The organism is Xanthovirga aplysinae (assembly GCF_009711365.1).
GTDB lineage: Bacteria > Bacteroidota > Bacteroidia > Cytophagales > Cyclobacteriaceae > Xanthovirga > Xanthovirga aplysinae.
Genome location: NZ_SMMB01001272.1, coordinates 1 through 17,550, shown reverse-complemented (window position 1 = coordinate 17,550; position 17,550 = coordinate 1). Strand labels below are relative to the sequence as shown.

Sequence of the window (17,550 nt, the reverse complement as noted above, 5' to 3'; positions counted from 1 at the left end):
ATCGCTTTTGCCATTGCTGGAGGCATGCTGGTAGGAGCAACCATGAGTGGCAATAACCAATCAGATGGAGATGTTTCGAAAGGTGCGTTAAAATTTGGTGAGGTACTAACCTATATAAACCGCGACTATGTTGATACAGTCGATATACACTACTTAGTGGAAACCGGCATTAAAAATATGTTGGGAGAACTTGACCCACATTCCGTCTATATCTCTGCGGAAGACAAAGCGCTGGCCAACTCTCAACTAGAAGGTGGATTTGAAGGAATTGGTATTGAATTTAACATCATTAAAGATACTATTTATGTTGTTTCTCCACTTAGTGGAGGTCCGTCGGAAAAAGTGGGGCTACATTCAGGTGATAAAATTATAAAGGTTGATGATGAAGATGTCGCGGGTATTGGTATCACTAATAAAGATGTCTTTGATAAGCTAAGAGGAAAGAAAGGAACTAAAGTAAAAGTGACTATTAAACGCCGTAATGTTAAAGAACCTATGGACTTTACCATTACGAGAGGGAAAATACCTCAAACCTCTGTGGATGTGGCTTATATGGTAAAAAATGGCATTGGTTACATAAAAGTGAGTCGTTTTGCTGCTACAACCTATGATGAATTTAAAGCTGCCATGAAAAAGTTGCTAAAACAAGGAATGGATAAGCTCATCATTGATTTACAGGGGAACCCTGGTGGGTATATGGACCGGGCCATCAATATGGTGGACGAAATGCTCCCAGATAATGACCTGATTGTTTATACCAAAGGAAGACAATCTAAATTTAACTCTACGGCTACGGCACATCGTAAAGGTTCTTTTGAGACCGAGCCTGTAATTGTACTTATTAACGAAGGAAGTGCCTCCGCTTCGGAAATTGTTTCAGGCGCCTTACAAGATAATGACCGCGCATTGATTGTGGGCCGTCGGTCTTTTGGTAAAGGTCTAGTGCAAATGCCTATTGATCTGAGTGATGGATCCGAAATGCGGTTAACGATTTCCAGGTATTATACCCCAAGTGGTCGGTCCATTCAAAAGCCTTACCAAAATGGTCATGACAAAAGTTATGATTTGGATCTGTTAGAAAGGTATGAGCACGGAGAGTTTTTCCATGCCGACAGCATTCAATTCAACGACTCTCTTAAATACGAAACCAGTAAAGGCAGAACGGTTTATGGCGGTGGTGGTATTATGCCAGATTATTACGTACCATTCGACACTACTTACAACACCAATTACCTGAGTCAGCTTTTTGCCCAGAATGTTATCAGAGAATACACACTGAATTACTATGAAGATCATAAGGCCAAGTTTAATTCTATGGAATACGAGGATTTTAAGCAAAACTTTCAAATAAGTGATCAAATGTTGGCTGAAGTAATTCGTATGGGTGAAAAATCAGGAGTTGAACTCAACCAAGAAGAATTCGACCGATCAAAAAAATACCTTAAAATTTATATTAAAGCACTGCTTGCAAGAGGTGAGTGGGGAGATGATGGTTTCTTTCCAATTTTTAATGAAACCAATGAGATCTTTCAACAATCTTTAAAATTGTTTGATCAAGCGGAAGCCTTATTAACCATGTAAATTTTAAGGAAAAGAAAAGGCGGCCCCTTAAGACCGCCTTTTTTATTATTATAATCTTAAGTAATTAACAGGTGAAATGACTAATTTGTAGCCTCAAAATCACTTAGGAGCATGTCTAAATATTTTACTTTTGTATGCAAATGCACCGCGAGCCCGTAATAGTGTAAGGCAAAAAAATAATTGCCTCAGCAAAGCACCTCATTATGGCTTCCTTAAGAGCATTTTAGCGTTAAAGAAATAGTTAGACACTCATATAAGAAACTTTTCATTTCGATATCATAAAATATGAAGCACCATGGCCTATTATTTTAAATCAGGGAAAATCCCACACAAGCGACATACGCAATTTCGGCAGCCTGATGGCTCTTTATATGCTGAGGAATTAGTAAGTTCTTTGGGCTTTTCAGGAGTTTACTCCAATCTGTACCATATTTATCCCCCTACTAAAGTAAAAGAAGTAAGGAAAGCAGAACCTTATGGTACCAAAATCGCCAAGGATTACCCTTTATTACAGACCCACCTCAACACATCAAAAATCACCACTACTGGAAAGGATTTTCTGGAAGCCCGAAAGGTGCTTTTAATGAATGATGATGTGTCTATGGCAATCTGTATCCCTGAGGAACGTACCATGGATTATTTCTATAAAAATGGGGAAGCGGACGAAATCATTTTTATCCACGACGGCTCAGGTTATCTGATCTCTCAATTTGGAAAATTACGTATAAAGGCCGGTGATTATGTGGTCATTCCCAGAACTACCATTTATAAATTAGAATGGGACGAACAACCTCTTAGATTATTAATCATTGAATCTGCTGGGCCGGTAGAAACCGTAAGCCGTTACCGCAATCAATTGGGACAATTACTTGAACATTCCCCTTACTGCGAGCGAGACATTCGTCCGCCGGAAGAATTAATTACTGATGACAGCAAAGGAGAATTTCTGGTTAAAATCAAAAAAGGAGGTTTTCTACACCATTACATCTATGAACAAAGCCCATGTGATGTGATAGGTTGGGATGGCTTCTTATACCCTTATGCACTATCTATTCATGACTTTGAACCTATTACCGGAAGGATTCACCAACCCCCTCCAGTCCATCAAACATTCCAGGCTCATAATTATGTGATTTGCTCTTTTGTTCCCCGGTTGTTTGACTACCATCCACAATCTATTCCAGCACCTTATAATCATTCCAACATCGATTCTGATGAGGTACTATATTATGTGGAAGGTGACTTTATGAGTCGTAAGGGAGTTGAAAGAGGCTCTTTTACCCTGCACCCAGGAGGAATACCGCACGGCCCACATCCTGGAACAGTAGAAAAAAGTATTGGAGCAAAAGCAACTGAAGAATTAGCCGTTATGCTCGACACTTTTCGCCCATTACACCTAACCGAAGATGCCAAAGAATTTTTAGATGTAAATTATCCTATGAGCTGGAACGAGTAAGGTAATTTAGAATTGGGAATTTGGAATTGAAGTTTTGAACTTGGAAAGTCACTGGTTTAAACCTTAATTCCTAATTCCAAATTCTTAATCCTTAATTAATTTCGGAAATGCTTTTCTGAACTTCTCCAGTTTGGGTTCAATTACAATGGTGCAATAAGGTTGATGGCTGTTATATTGGAAATAATTTTGATGATAATTCTCAGCAGGGAAAAAAGTCCTCAACGGAGCGATTTCAGTCACTATGGGTTGGGAGAAGAACTTCGAATCCTCTAATTGCTTCTTATAAACTTCAGCTAATTTCTTTTGCTCTTCATTATGGAAATAAATGACGGAGCGGTATTGGGTTCCAATATCATTTCCCTGACGGTTAAGCGTAGTGGGGTCATGAGTTTTCCAAAACACTTCTAGCAATTCCTCATATGGAATTAATTTTGGATCAAAAGTAATTTGGCATACTTCAGCATGACCTGATTTACCACTGCAGACTTCCTCATAAGTAGGATTATCAATTTCTCCACCAGCATAACCTGAAACCACGCCTTCAACACCTTTTAATTGTTGAAAAACTGCTTCTACACACCAAAAACAACCAGCGCCAAAGGTCGCTTTTTCTAAATATTGAGCATTGGACATTTTATTTACTTAAAATGTAATTATTCATTTAACAGCAAAAATAAGAAAGTTGGTTTCTCGGAAAAAATAAATGGTTTTTAATCATTTGCCATTTCTCTACCCCTTCATTTTATCAAATTCCAACATATATTGGGCATATTCAACCCTTGAGGGAGAATAGTCTTCGTCCTTATTTAGATTTATAAGACTACCTAGGAAGATAAAACTGAACAGTTTGGTGAACACGATTTCATTTTTAGTCAGTTAACCCTTACCAAAAGAGCTAGTTATAAGACCACGCTTTTAATAAAAAGCGTCCTCAAAATGCACAATCTCCATTTTGTTTTTCAACTGAATGGCAATCACATCAAATCTAATATCCCCTTCCCAGTTGGTAGAAAAAATATAATTTTCAGCTGCTACAAGAATCCGCTGGGTTTGCGCTTTACCGAGAAAAGTTTCCGCCTCTCCAAAATAATTATCTGAACGACATTTCACTTCTACAAAAAGTAAAAGATTACCTTTTTTAGCGATTAAATCAATTTCATTCCTTTCAAATCGATAGTTCTTTTCTTGGATTTCGAATCCTTTGGCCTCCAATAAACGTTCTGCCAACTTTTCTCCTTTTTTTCCAACCGTCTGTGCTTTTGTTTGTGCCAAAATCGAATATTTAATGGGGAAATTAGAATAAAGAAAAAGAATCCAACCCACCATCCATTTGTAATAATTTAAGGAACATTCGGCCGTTTTCAAAGCAGTTAAACAAGACCTTGGAAAAAAGTCCAGAAGGTAAATCATAAAAAAGAATTAACTTGCAAACTCAAATACCGTCAATCTTGCTAGATAAGCCAAGATATTATGATTAAAGGAGGAAAAGAAGGTGAATACAATAATCAACAAAAAGGTTCGCTTTGAGCATTTGGGACTAATCGATTACCAGAAAGCCTGGGATTATCAGGAAAAGCTTTTTTCAGAAACGGTTTCGACCAAAATTGAAAACCGTCACCGGAAAGATCGTGGAGAGGATCCCGTACCTACTCTCAATCACCTGCTATTTTGTCAACATCCACATGTTTACACCTTGGGAAAAAGTGGAGACGCGGAACATTTATTGTTAAATGATGAAGGTCTAAAAGAGAAACAAGCCAGTTTTTACAAAATTAACAGAGGAGGAGATATCACTTATCATGGACCGGGACAATTGGTGGGCTACCCCATTTTGGATCTGGATAACTTTTTTACCGACATTCATAAATATCTGAGATTTTTGGAAGAGGCCGTTATTCTTACCTTACAGGGTTATGGCATTGAAGCAGGCAGAATAGATGGCCTTACGGGGGTTTGGATAGATTACATTGAAAAAAGAAACCCAAGAAAAATTTGTGCTTTAGGCGTTAAATCCAGCCGATGGGTAACCATGCATGGTTTTGCCTTAAATGTAAATGCCGACCTCGATTATTTTAATAATATTATTCCTTGTGGAATTTCTGACAAAGCAGTTACTTCTTTGGAAAAAGAATTGGGAAGAAGACTTTCAATGGAAGAAGTGGAAGAAAAACTAAAAAGCCACATCATTGAACTATTTGAAATGGAATTAGTAATAAATTAAGAAGCAGAATTTGTGAAGTATGAAAAGAGACATTATTCATAAGGATGCCGAGGGTGTTTTTTTGGCAATTGCCAAATTCAGCGATTCTAATGGAAAAGATAATTGGAATGTTTACCTAATCAATGAAAACGACCACCCCATTGATACCGTGCTGATCAACACCAAGGGTTATGGCTTCGTCAATGGACAAGAAAAGGAAGCCTCAAACATGCGTTATAAGATCGAAAAACTGGAGCCCAATGCCTATGCGGTAATTGAACCCATAGATCCTGATTTATTTCAGCTCAATAATGAATTCTGGACTACTTATTTTATGAATGGACATCTTTACGATAAGAAATTCATTTTTCCTGAAAACACTATTAGGGAAGAAAATCTCATGCTAGTTCCTCAGTTGGATATGAAAGGAATATTGCATATTTAGATTTATAAAATTCTCCCTCTCCCTAGGTCTAAATAATATTTTGGGCCTAGGGGAGATTAAGGAGCAGTTCTGATAAAAATACACGTTCTTCCATCTAGGAGTTTAAACTTATTGAACCAGTATCTTTTTTGCTATTTTTTGACTTCCTAAGTTTAGTTTTAAAATATATAAACCCGAAGGCAGATTACTCAAGTCTATAGTTTGTTCTCTTAAAACTACATTACTATCTTTCCACACCACCTTTCCCATTGTATTTATCAACATTACTTCAGCTTTCTCTAGAAATGGTCCGGAATAATGAATTGTCATTTCTTCTTCGACAGGGTTGGGCATTATTTTGAGAAGGTTTTCAGGGATGCCTCCAGATCCTAAGATAAGGCCCTTTACCTTCACAGGATGAGATTTCTCAAAAACATCTCCTTGCCATGATAATTTTAATCTTACTTCACCATCTTTATCATTCCAATTCACAGAAAGGTCCTTAGTACCCTGTCCACTTATTATTTCTACTCCCTCCGGAACAGTCCATTCATAATTAGCTCCTTCATAATCGGTTGCTTGAAAAGATAATTCTTCTGCAAAAGGTTCTACCTGAGATTCCCCATTAATAGATAATTCAAATTTCTCGTAAACCCTTATATAATCTACCTGCATTTGTTGAGGAAAAATTGTATTGTCTATGCCTTGCGCACCTCCCCAATTTCCACCAACAGCGGTATTTAATATAAAAAAGAAATCTTGTTCAAACGGCCAGGTGTCTTCATCTCTAACCCAAGGGTCATATGTATAAAATTCCTCTCCATCTACAAAAAACCGTAATTCATTTTCTGTTTTTTCAAGAGCATACACATGGAATTCCTCCTCAAAATCAGACCTATTAATTTTCCCAGTATTTATTGAGTTTCCACTACTTGAACCTGTATGCAAGGTAGCATGCACCGTTTCTAGCTCAAAACCAACATGTTCCATAATATCAATCTCACCACATTTTGGCCAACCCACCTGGTCAATATTTTCACCAAGCATCCAAATAGCCGCCCATATACCTCGGCCTCCAGGAATTTTAGCCTTAATTTCCATTCGACCATGTTTAAAGACTTTTTTTCCCTGGGTCGTTATCCTAGCGGAAGTATAGGCTTTTCCACCCATGTTTTCCTTTCTGGTTTCAATAATCAAATTTCCGTCAGAAAGACGAACATTTTCCGGGCGATCGGTGTAATATTGTTCTTCATTGTTTCCCCATCCACAAATGCCTTTATCACAACCATCTCCTTTTTCATAATTCCAACTGTTGGGATCAAGGACATCACCATTAAACTCCTCGGCCCACACCAATTTTTGAAAGTCACCGGACTGGGCATATCCTACTAGGGAAAAGAGGAGAACCCCTAGTACAGTTAGATTTATTTTTTGTATAATGCAGCCCTTATCCATATGCTTTTTATTGTTTTTGATACACACGCACATAGTCTACTTCCATTTGTTGGGGAAAAATCCTGTCGTCAATACCTTTTTTCCCTCCCCAATTTCCGCCTACAGCCACATTTAAAATCAAGAAATTATTTTGTTCATAAGGCCATGTGGAAGAATCCTTTACCTTTGGGCTATAAGTATAGAATAATTGGTCATCAACATAAAACTTAATTTCCTTATCTGTTTTCTCCATGGAATAGACATGAAAGGCATTTTCTGCGTCTCTAATTTTGATTTTCTTTGAGTTTTTGGAAGCTCCGTGGCTAGAAGGGGTATGCATAGTTGCATGAACAACACCAGGGTTAAAACCTACATATTCCATAATATCTATTTCTCCACAGGCCGGCCAACCTACCTCTTTAAAATTTGAACCTAGCATCCAAATGGCAGGCCACAGTCCTTTTCCTCCCGGTAATTTAGCTCGGACTTCTACACGTGCATATTTGAACTCCTTTTTCCCTTGGGTAGTAATTCTTGCGGAAGTATATTTACTGCCCATGTAAGCCTCCTTTTGAGCCCTAATAATCAAATGGCCATTTTCAATTCTAACATTGTCGGGTCGGCCTGTGTAGTATTGTTTTTCTTTATTTCCCCATCCATTTTGCCCTTTCCCAATTTCATAGTTCCAAAAGGCTTTACTAGGCTGTTTACCTGAATTAAAATCTTCTTCCCATACCAAAACAGGAAAATCTTTTGATTGGGCCTGCACCTCTTGAATTAAAAGAAAGAAAAACCACAGGCCTATAAGCATTTTAATTTTTCGCATGTTTTTTTGAGGTTAATTACCCCACAGGAACGGCATTTCCTGTGGGGATTTGTTTATAAATTCAATGAAGGGAACTGGTCAAAAACTTTAGTTTCTGTTAGTTTTACCTGCTTTTCTAAGTTCCCTAATCGGAAAATAAAGTCACCTTCCTCAGATATCCATTCATTATTGAGTCCCACAAAAGCCAGATCTCGGGCAGATATCTCAAAATTCACCACCTTAGATTCACCTGCTGCCAATTCAATCTTTTCAAACCTTCTAAGCCTTTTCACCGAAGGAGAAATAGAAGCATAAAGGTCAGATGTATACAATTGGACCACTTCTTTTCCAGCACGATTTCCTGTATTGGTAACTTTGACACTAACATCCAGTTTATCGTCAGCATCAAATTCGTTTTTGCTTACGACCAAATCACTATATTCAAAAGTGGTGTAACTTAAACCATGACCAAATGGATATTGTATTTCGAAAGAAGATTCGTAATCATACACCCCCTCCATTTTTTCCTGGTTCTCGGAAGGTTGGTGATCATAAGTCAGCAAACTGTTAGGATATTTGGGATAAGTATAAGGCAATTTACCGCTAGGATTCACATCCCCAAACAAAATATTGGCAAGGGCTACTCCTCCAAAATTCCCAGGAAGATAAGTCTGCACTACCGCATCCATCTGTGCCTCAAACCTGGAAATCAGACGTGGTCTCCCCTCATTTAATATTAAAATAACAGGCTTTCCCGTTGCAGCCATAGCTTGAGCCAAAGCCTGTTGATTTTCAGAAATGTCCATATCCACTAAATCACCGGGCTTTTCGCAATAAGAATTTTCTCCAAGGCAAAGAATGATATAATCCACATTTCTAGCAGCTTTAACAGCCCCCTGTATATTGATATTTTGTTCCTCCTCATACTTTCCATCCATCTTATATTCAAGCCCAGAAACATAGCTGACATTGGATTTTCCGATTTCTTCCTCAATAGCTTCTAAAATTGTTTGGTAGCCTTCCGCAAATTCAGAAACTTTTTCACCTTGCCAAGAGTAGGACCACCCACCATTCAAAGTACGCATGCTATTGGCATTCGGCCCAGTCACTAAAACTTTGGCATTCTTAGAAAGCGGTAAAACTTTCTTTCTATTTTTTAACAAAGTAATGGACTCTTCTGCAGTAGCTAAGGCCAGGGCTTCAGATTTTGTAGAAGCAAATTCCTTATAATCATCAATTTCTGTAGTTGGATTTTCAAAAAGGCCCAAAGCGTATTTTACTTTCAATACACGACGAACTGCATCGTCGATCCTACTTATATTAACTTCACCCTCTTTAACTAATTCAATCAGGTTAGTAGTAAAATTAAAATTATAAGGAACCATAGCCATGTCAATCCCAGCATTAACCGCCATTTTCACCGCCTCTTTCTGATCGGCAGCTATCTTATCCCGATTATGCAAATTTTCTATATCTGCCCAATCCGTTACTACTAAGCCTTCAAAGGCTAATTCATTTTTAAGCAAGTCTGTTATCAATCTTTTATTGGCATGTACGGGAATCCCATTAATCAACCCTGAATTAACCATTACCGTATAAGCACCTTGATCAACTGCTGCCTTAAATGAAGGAAGATAAATTTCACGCAATTGTCGTTCTGGGATATAAGCAGGAGTCCTATCCTTACCCGAATAAGATGAATACCCCAGGTAGTGTTTCAAAGAGCCTGCAACCCTTCCTTTCTTACTTACGTCATTGTCATCACCCTGATATCCTCGGATCGTTTCCCTTCCCATTTCACTAACCAGGAAAACATCTTCACCGAAGGTTTCCCACATTCGCGCCCAACGTCCATCACGACCTAAATCCAGGACGGGAGAAAAATTCCAGGGAATACCAGAAGCACGGGTTTCATAAGCTGTGATTTCTGCCATTTGTCGAACCAAATCTTTATTCCAGCTGGCCCCCATACCAATAGGCTGTGGAAAAAATGTGGCCCCAGCTGTATAGGTGGTACCATGAATGGCATCAATTCCATAAATAATGGGAATGCCAACTTCTTTCATGGCCACCTTTTGAAGGTCAGAAATTATTTCATTCCATTTTTCAGGGGTACGGGCACGATTGTTAGCTGTGTTCAGGAAAGAGCCTACCTTATATTTCTGAATCGCTTCAATTACTTTTTTATCATCTAACTCCAAAGGCTCATCACTGACAAAAATGCTTTCCCCTTTACTAATGACATCCATGGTAATCTGGGTCATTTGCCCTACTTTTTCTTCTAACGTTAATTGGGAGAGTGTTTTTTCTACCTTTTGGTTAATAACTTCTGTGGCGGGATCAATGGGAGTTTGCTCAGCTTTAGAATTTCCTCCGCAGGACGAGAGGAAGAAGAGAGCCAACGTTATCCCAAAGCCTATCATTTTTTGGTTTAACATAGTTCTTTTGGGTTAATTTATTTTTTGAAGAGAAGATTCGGAGATATCTCTTATGAAATGGAGAAAATACAAGCTACTCCTAAAAGAAGTAGCTTGCAAAATAGTAAACCTAAATTTATTTATTCTTAAAAGGATGGACCTCTCAAATTATCAAAATAATAAGTTCCTGGGTTGTTGTTTGGAGCTACATCTTCACCGCCAAATTGAATTACAATTTTATCATAATCCTTAATATTTGAAGCATCAGAAGGTTCATTTGGTCCCCACGTCCAAACCACTGCATTGGTGAAATCAAACTCTGCTTCTTCCCAAGTATCGTCTTCCTGAATTTCATAAGCCACAACCGCCTGAGTGGCCCACATGTCCCCACCCATAGCAGTATTTTGCAATTTTAATTCTACTTTTGTGCCTTTTTTACCCCTCACTTGCATTTTAAAGGTTGAAACCTCCGTCATATTTAATTTTGAAGGAAGCACTGCAAAGGCATTCGTATATTGTCCTGAATTTTCATCTTTGACATATTCACCTACCATGGCACTATAATTCGGACTTGATTGATCCGGATTAGCTACTTTGGTTAAAGAACCTAAACCAGAATCATCCTCTAAGCTGAATGGGACTATATCTGTTCCATCAAAATCTTGGAAAACCATTTCCACGGAAGGGATATAATCAGGGTGATTTTCCTCTATGGTAACATTAGCAGTAACAGAAACATCACCTAGATCAGTAGGAATAGTAAGAGTCACCGTATATTCGCCTTTTGCTTGGTAAGTTGCTGTTACAATATTCCCTTCAGCTGATTCTCCGTTGCCAAAGTCCCATCTGTATTCTCCTTGAACTACCGCATCATTGGCAATAACATCTGCTGAAAAAGAAAATGTATTGGCATCTGCCTCCGGAGTAATGTTAATAGTACCTTCAGCTCTTTCCTTAACTGAACTTTTTGGCACAAAACGATAATACCAGCCATTCCCAGATCCGGCTCCCATTACATACAACTCATCCTCTGAAATACTTAGAATTTCATAAGTATCACTAGATTCCCAATAGCTTAAAAAGCCTCCATTGCTTAACTTTAAGTAAGTCTTACCTTGATTTTCTCCTTCTCCTCGCTCTACTGCCCAAGATACCTCCGTAGGAGGAGTGTAAGGTAAAGTAGGATCTGAATCATATTCGTTCCCGTCCTTTCCAGGAAAACCGCCCAATTCCCCCACATTAACAAAGGTATCCCCATTGTTATTTAGGGCAAAAGAATATTGAGCATCCAAGGTAAAGGTCATTTCATCATCATATAATCCATTTCCTTCTTGATCATAAGCGCCGGCAGCATACCAAATTGGGCCAGTTATCCCGTCAGCTGGTCCAACTCCAAAATGAGAAGGTTGATGGCTTGCCCACACCCATGTTTTACCCTCTACTGCATCGCAACCACCTGTCAAAAGATTATAAATTTCATTTTCGCAAATGGCAGGATCTGTTTCAGACACCACATGGTTGAGCACCTTTGTAGCTTGCCCACCTTGAGTTAATACTGTTATTTTGATTTCATAATTACTCTCAAAACCAAAATAATCAGTAACTTCCTCTTGGTCCTCTACTACAACGCCTCTTCCTAAATCCCAAATAATCTTATGGTACTCAAAATCAGGAGAATAGGAAAAAACAGGATTATAGGGATCTGAATTATCCACATCAACGATCATTTGACTTGCATCGGGAGAATCACCAAGGCCTGGCTTCTCCTCTTCGAATGGCTCACATCCTAAAACAGCAAGTGCTGTCACCAGGAGCCAGTTATATTTAAATAATCTTTTCATTGTCATATATTGAAATAATTTTAATTAAAATTGAAGTTTACCCGCATGCTTAAAAAAGCAACGAATGAGGCTAATTTTGAACAAAGGCCCCTCCGGATAAATCCATTTCTCTTTGAGGAATTTTAAAATACTTTGGTCCAGCATATTCTCCCCACCGCACTAAATCAAAATAGCGCAGTCCTTCCAAAGCAAATTCAAGTCGTCTTTCTTGCTTTATATTTTCCAAAGAAGCATCAATCTCGTTTAAACCGGCACGCCTTCTAACCCTATTGAAATATTCATTGGCTTGAGGACTTCCCAATTCTGCGGCCATTAAAAGAACATCAGCAAAGCGAATAGCTCGAATATTATTCTTAAAATTCTGATTCTGATCACCTTCACTTCCAAAGTGCTCTCCATTTGCAGAGTACTTCCTGGTATAAAAACCCGTATAATCCGGGTAATCTGTGGCATAAGTTTCAGGTTCTAACTCTTCTTCCACATTTATAAAAGTGGCTACTTTACGCTGATCAATATTATCATATTCAGCCACTAATTCAGGCTTAGGAACACTGAAACTCCATCCCGAATAATAACCCTCTTCATCTTCTCCAGTATAACCTCTAATTCCTTGCATTGCAACAGACATATTTCCATCTGTACCTCTCAAATAACCCCAATCTCCCCAAGTGGAATGTTCTGAAAACTGAATTTCAAAAACAGACTCTATATTATTTTCGCCAGCCAATGTCCAGATATCAGCAAAATTAGGTACTAAATCAAATTGACCTGAGGCAATCACCTCTTCCAAAAAGGCTAAAGCTTTTGCTTTATTTACTGTACCGTCATTTGCAGAAACAAGGTCAGCATTATGATGTAAATAAGCCTTTGCCAATAACGCTTTTGCTGCATGCGAAGTCACTCTACCTATCTCCTCTCCTACTACTGTACTTGGCAATGCCTTAATCGCTTCTAGTAAGTCGGTTGCAATTTGGTTATAAATAGCCTGAGGGTTTACCTGTTCCTGGACATATTCTTCAGGATCTAATGGTTCTAAAATCAAAGGAATATTTCCAAATAACCGAACCAAGTCAAAATAATAGTATGCACGTAAAAATTTGGCTTCTGCTTTTGTCCGCTCCATAAAGTCGCTATCTGCAGATACCCCCTCTATTCTTTCCAGTAAAAGGTTTGCACGATAAATGCCAGAGTAATACTTTTCCCACCAACCAACAAGCACAGGATTTTCAGCCGTAACATTCTGATCACTAAACTCTTGAAAATAAGCAAGGTCAGCAGGACCAGAACCACCTTTTTTGGTATCTCCGGAAGCAATATCCAATGTCATTAGTACTGGATTAAAAGGTCCAGGACCAACAGCCTGCCACTGTAAAACATCATAAACCGCTACCAAAGCCTCCATGGCATCCGATTCGGTCTGATAAAAATTATCCTCCATTCGAGTGTCTAAAGGCTTTCTATCCAGAAAGTCTTCACCACATGAGGTGGCCCCCATTAATAAGGCCCCTCCTAATATTCCTGATAATATATATTTTTTAATCATTGTCTTCTAGTTAAAATTAAAAGGTGATATTAGCCCCAACTCTATAGGTCCTTGCTTGAGGGTAGATTCCTCGATCTATTCCGATATCAAGTGCATTATCTGGATTCGTCCCTACCTCAGGATCATATCCAGTGTATTTAGTAATGGTGAATAAGTTATCGGCAGAAACATAAACCCTAACTCTTTTTAATTTTGCTCTTGAGATAAGCTGGTCTGGTAAAGTGTACCCGAGCTGAAGGGTTTTTAACCTGGCATAAGACCCATCTTCCACAAAAAAGTCAGAAACCTTAGAGTAATTACCATTTGGATCATCAAATGTAACTCTTGGAACTTCGTTAGACGGCGCATCTTTGGTCCAACGGTCTAACATGTAGGATGGCATATTTGTCATTAACAAATCATTTCTTCTCCATCCATTATAGATATCATTCCCAATTGACCCTTGAATGAAGGCGCTAAAATCAAAGCCTTTAAAATCGGCTGCTAGATTAAGACCAAATGTAAAATCAGGAAGTGGGCTACCAATCATTACCCTATCCTTGTCATCAATTACGTTATCTCCGTTTTGATCTACATATCTAAAATCTCCAGGTTGTGCTCCAGGGTTTTCACTATCCCCTAACTGGGCACCATTGGCATGTGTCTCAATCTCTGCTTGATTTTGAAAAATTCCGTCGGTTTGATAACCATAGAAAACACCAATAGGTAGTCCCTCCATAGCATAAGATACTTGTCTACCTCCAGCCAAAGCTCCACCAAGTAGTTGTTTCTCTGCATTTCCTATGTAAGTAACTTTATTCTTTATATAAGAGCCATTTACGCCAATGCTATAGTTAAAATCCCCTACAGAACTTCTCCAGTCAAGAGCCAACTCAATTCCTTTATTTTCCATGTCTCCTGCATTTGCCCATGGTGCATCATTCCCTACATGACCTAAAATCGGGGCAATTACTAAAAAGTCTTTAGTTTTCTTAATAAAGTAATCCCCAGTGAAGAGTAATTTGTCATCCAATAATCCTACTTCCAATCCAATATCAATTTGTTCTGAAGTCTCCCATTTCAAATCAGGGTTTGATACTCGAGTAGGACTTGCACCAGCCACTAAAGTTTGTACCCCTCCAAAGGTATAGTTTCGGTTACCAGAAATGGTTGAACTGAAAGCGTATCGGTCAATATTTTCATTTCCATTTTGACCCCAAGAAGCTCTTAGCTTTATAAAGTTAATTTTTTCGCTGAGACCTGAATTTTGATAAAAGGATTCTTCAGACAACACCCATCCCCCGGAAAATGAAGGGAAAATTGCATAGCGGTTATTTGGTCCAAAGTTAGAGGATCCATCAACCCTTACTGTAGCAGCAAATAAATATTTATCCGCAAATGAATAGTTTACCCTTCCAAAATAAGATTGTAATGCATGGTGGTATGCTTCTCCCTCTGTAGCTTGACCATCAATTTGTCCTGTATTGATATAAGCATTCTCAAAATCATCAAAAGCTAAATCATACCTTAAACCATATAGATCCCAATATTGATCCTCCTGAGCCGAGGTACCTAACAATGCCGTAAAGTTATGATCCCCTATTTTTTTATCATAAGTAAGGGTGTTTTCCCATAACCAAGTACTCCATTGTTGCGCTTCCCTACTTGCACTGCTTCTGTCATTAAATCGTGTTCCATTGAATCGGTAAATTGGGTTGTAAATTCTTTCATCACCAAAGGCCAAATCGATTCCAAAATTTGTTCTAAGTTTTAGGCCTTTGATTATTTCATATTCCCCAAAAGCATTTCCTAAAACTTTATTTAATTTATACTCCTGATTTACGATATCTAAACTTGCTACTGGATTTACTACTTCCTGAAAAATAGACCTTGGCTGAGCAAACGTTCCATCAGAATTATAAACTGGAACGGTAGGATCCATATTCAATGCGGTGGCCAAAGGAGAATCATATTCATCATTTATGGTAAGGCCTGATCTATTAATGTGCGAAAAAGACAAATTTTCTCCAAAAGTAAATTTGTCAGAAATTTTGTGTTTAGAATTTAAGCGAAATGTAAACCGATCAAACTCAGATTTATCAGCACCAACAATTCCCTCTTGCGTAAAGTAGGCCCCTGAAGCAGAATAGGTAGACTTCTCATTACCTCCGCTAATCCCAATTTGGTGATTCATGATGGGAGCATCATAATTGAACAGCTCATCTTGCCAATCTGTGTTTTGGTAGGAAGAAGGATCTCCCAAAGATAGAGGTTTACCATCATTGGCATCCGCTTCGTTCATTAACATCACATATTCCGATGCATTCAAAACACTAACCTTTTTCCAAGGATTTTGAATCCCGTAATACATATCATAGGTTACTTCAGCTTTTCCGGCTTTTCCTGATTTAGTAGTAATCAAAACTACACCGTTTGCAGCCCGAGTACCATAAATAGCAGCTGAAGCAGCATCCTTCAGCACTTCCATTCTTTCAATGTCTGCTGGGTTCAAATAATCTATTCCCCCAGTAGGCATACCATCCACGATATATAAAGGATCTGAATTTCCCGTTGTACCAATTCCACGAACACGAACAGTGAGTCCTTCACCAGGCTGCCCAGAAGTGCTAGTCACTTGAACTCCAGCGGTTCGACCTTGAAGCGCTTGCTCCACCCTTAAAATTGGAGCTTTTTGGATGTCCTCCGGTTTTACCGACGCAATCGCTCCAGTCACCACAGACTTTTTCTGCACGCCATATCCTACTACAACCAATTCTTCCAATGTCTGAACATCCTCTTCAAGCGTCACTTCCAGGGTTGAGCGACCATTCAATGGAACCTCTTGAGAAACATAACCAACAAATGAAATCACTAGGGTGCTGTTTTCATCACTCACTGAAAGATTAAATTTCCCATCAAAATCAGTGATTACACCTGTAGTTGTAGACTTTTCTACTACATTGGCACCTATAACGGTTTCTCCAGTAGCATCCTTAACAGTACCGGAAACCATAAACTGGGCGCGAAGGGATAATGTTGAAACCAATGAAAGAAATACCAGCATAAATAACTGCCGAACCCCTTTCAATAGTTTACCGTGTAAAATGTACTTCATAAGTTAAATAATTAATAGTGAATAATTGAAATTTATATATTACCTGCAAACGATTTCATTATAGAGAAATAAGAACTCTTTAGGGTAATACCGTAAATAATCTATTAAATAAGTTATCCACTATTAAGCTTTTATTCAACCCGCCTCCTTTGAGCAATAAAGCAGCTTTTCACACTTAAAAAACAATCATTCCAGGCCTAAAATCAACATAAAAGGGAACTAACTCCTACTTGATTTAATCAACAATTCAAAAATTCATTCATTTTCAAAAAACAATACAATTATTAGATTAATTATATAACTTATTTATTTACTCCAATAAAAAATCATCAAATACCCCTATTTTTTTGTCCTTTTTCTGGAAATAGAGCCATTTCAGAGCCAGTTCATATTATACTCCCATAATAAAAACATCAATCCTTTATTGAATTACACATATTTAACACAGGCTTTTTTAACAATATTATAACAATATTAATGGGTTGTAACATTTATTTAACTTAAGTTTGATATGGAAAAACAGATTAGAAAAACACAAAATCAGAATTAATTAAATTACTTTAAAACTATTAGCTCCAGGAGTTTATTGAAGGTTTCACTCTTAAAAGAAACAGCATTAAGGAATATTTATGCTTTCTCAAAATAGGAAGGGAACAAGAAGATAGAGAGGACAGATTTTTGACCTATCATCAACCTAAGCCACCTATTAAAGGGAAAGTATCGAGAAGGCTAAGGAGTGAATAAGGCTAAGGAGT

General features: G+C 38.1%; 12 protein-coding genes. 4 read left to right on the top strand and 8 right to left on the bottom strand.

Annotated elements, in window-relative coordinates; genetic code table 11:
- Together E1171_RS20525 and E1171_RS20520 are read left to right on the top strand one after the other, a co-directional pair.
- Nucleotides 1-1,581: S41 family peptidase (locus tag E1171_RS20525; protein WP_246164457.1), on the top strand; the 1,581-nt coding region annotated here is incomplete at its 5' end.
- Between the two features lie 295 nt (nucleotides 1,582-1,876).
- A complete protein-coding gene (locus E1171_RS20520) occupies nucleotides 1,877-3,037 on the top strand; it encodes a homogentisate 1,2-dioxygenase (RefSeq protein ID WP_155207938.1) in 1,161 nt (386 codons plus the stop codon).
- Nucleotides 3,038-3,121: 84 nt separating this feature from the next.
- Here E1171_RS20520 and msrA read toward each other — a convergent pair whose 3' ends face one another.
- Nucleotides 3,122-3,670 carry a peptide-methionine (S)-S-oxide reductase MsrA gene (msrA, locus tag E1171_RS20515; protein ID WP_155207937.1) on the bottom strand — a complete coding sequence of 183 codons (549 nt, stop codon included), beginning with the start codon at nucleotides 3,668-3,670 and terminating at the stop codon, nucleotides 3,122-3,124.
- A 282-nt stretch (nucleotides 3,671-3,952) separates the two neighbouring features.
- Nucleotides 3,953-4,447: a YraN family protein gene (locus E1171_RS20510; RefSeq protein WP_246164456.1), complete on the bottom strand. Its 495-nt coding sequence runs from the start codon at nucleotides 4,445-4,447 to the stop codon at nucleotides 3,953-3,955.
- 82 nt (nucleotides 4,448-4,529) lie between these two features.
- On the opposite strand from E1171_RS20510, the gene lipB reads away from it, so the two are divergent.
- Both lipB and E1171_RS20500 read left to right on the top strand, forming a co-directional pair.
- The gene (lipB, locus tag E1171_RS20505) at nucleotides 4,530-5,258 is read left to right on the top strand and encodes a lipoyl(octanoyl) transferase LipB (protein WP_187696561.1); all 729 of its coding nucleotides are present in this window, start codon (nucleotides 4,530-4,532) and stop codon (nucleotides 5,256-5,258) included.
- Nucleotides 5,259-5,277: 19 nt separating this feature from the next.
- Nucleotides 5,278-5,682, top strand: coding sequence for a hypothetical protein (locus E1171_RS20500; protein WP_155207936.1), 405 nt, complete (start codon nucleotides 5,278-5,280; stop codon nucleotides 5,680-5,682).
- 108 nt (nucleotides 5,683-5,790) lie between these two features.
- Here the strand turns inward: E1171_RS20500 and E1171_RS23950 are convergent, their stop codons facing one another.
- From E1171_RS23950 to E1171_RS20470, 6 genes are all read right to left on the bottom strand, one after another.
- Complete coding sequence (locus E1171_RS23950; protein WP_187696560.1) at nucleotides 5,791-7,116, bottom strand: family 16 glycosylhydrolase; 1,326 nt, start codon at nucleotides 7,114-7,116, stop codon at nucleotides 5,791-5,793.
- A 7-nt stretch (nucleotides 7,117-7,123) separates the two neighbouring features.
- Nucleotides 7,124-7,921, bottom strand: coding sequence for a glycoside hydrolase family 16 protein (locus E1171_RS20490; protein ID WP_155207935.1), 798 nt, complete (start codon nucleotides 7,919-7,921; stop codon nucleotides 7,124-7,126).
- Nucleotides 7,922-7,974: 53 nt separating this feature from the next.
- On the bottom strand, nucleotides 7,975-10,338 hold the full coding sequence (locus E1171_RS20485; RefSeq protein ID WP_246164453.1) for a glycoside hydrolase family 3 N-terminal domain-containing protein: 2,364 nt from the start codon (nucleotides 10,336-10,338) through the stop codon (nucleotides 7,975-7,977).
- A 125-nt stretch (nucleotides 10,339-10,463) separates the two neighbouring features.
- Complete coding sequence (locus E1171_RS20480; protein WP_187696559.1) at nucleotides 10,464-12,158, bottom strand: PKD domain-containing protein; 1,695 nt, start codon at nucleotides 12,156-12,158, stop codon at nucleotides 10,464-10,466.
- A gap of 70 nt (nucleotides 12,159-12,228) precedes the next feature.
- Nucleotides 12,229-13,701 (bottom strand): RagB/SusD family nutrient uptake outer membrane protein, encoded by a 1,473-nt coding sequence (locus tag E1171_RS20475; protein WP_155207933.1) that lies wholly within the window; start codon nucleotides 13,699-13,701, stop codon nucleotides 12,229-12,231.
- A gap of 16 nt (nucleotides 13,702-13,717) precedes the next feature.
- Nucleotides 13,718-16,795 carry a SusC/RagA family TonB-linked outer membrane protein gene (locus E1171_RS20470; RefSeq protein ID WP_155207932.1) on the bottom strand — a complete coding sequence of 1,026 codons (3,078 nt, stop codon included), beginning with the start codon at nucleotides 16,793-16,795 and terminating at the stop codon, nucleotides 13,718-13,720.
- Between the last annotated feature and the right edge of the window lie 755 nt (nucleotides 16,796-17,550).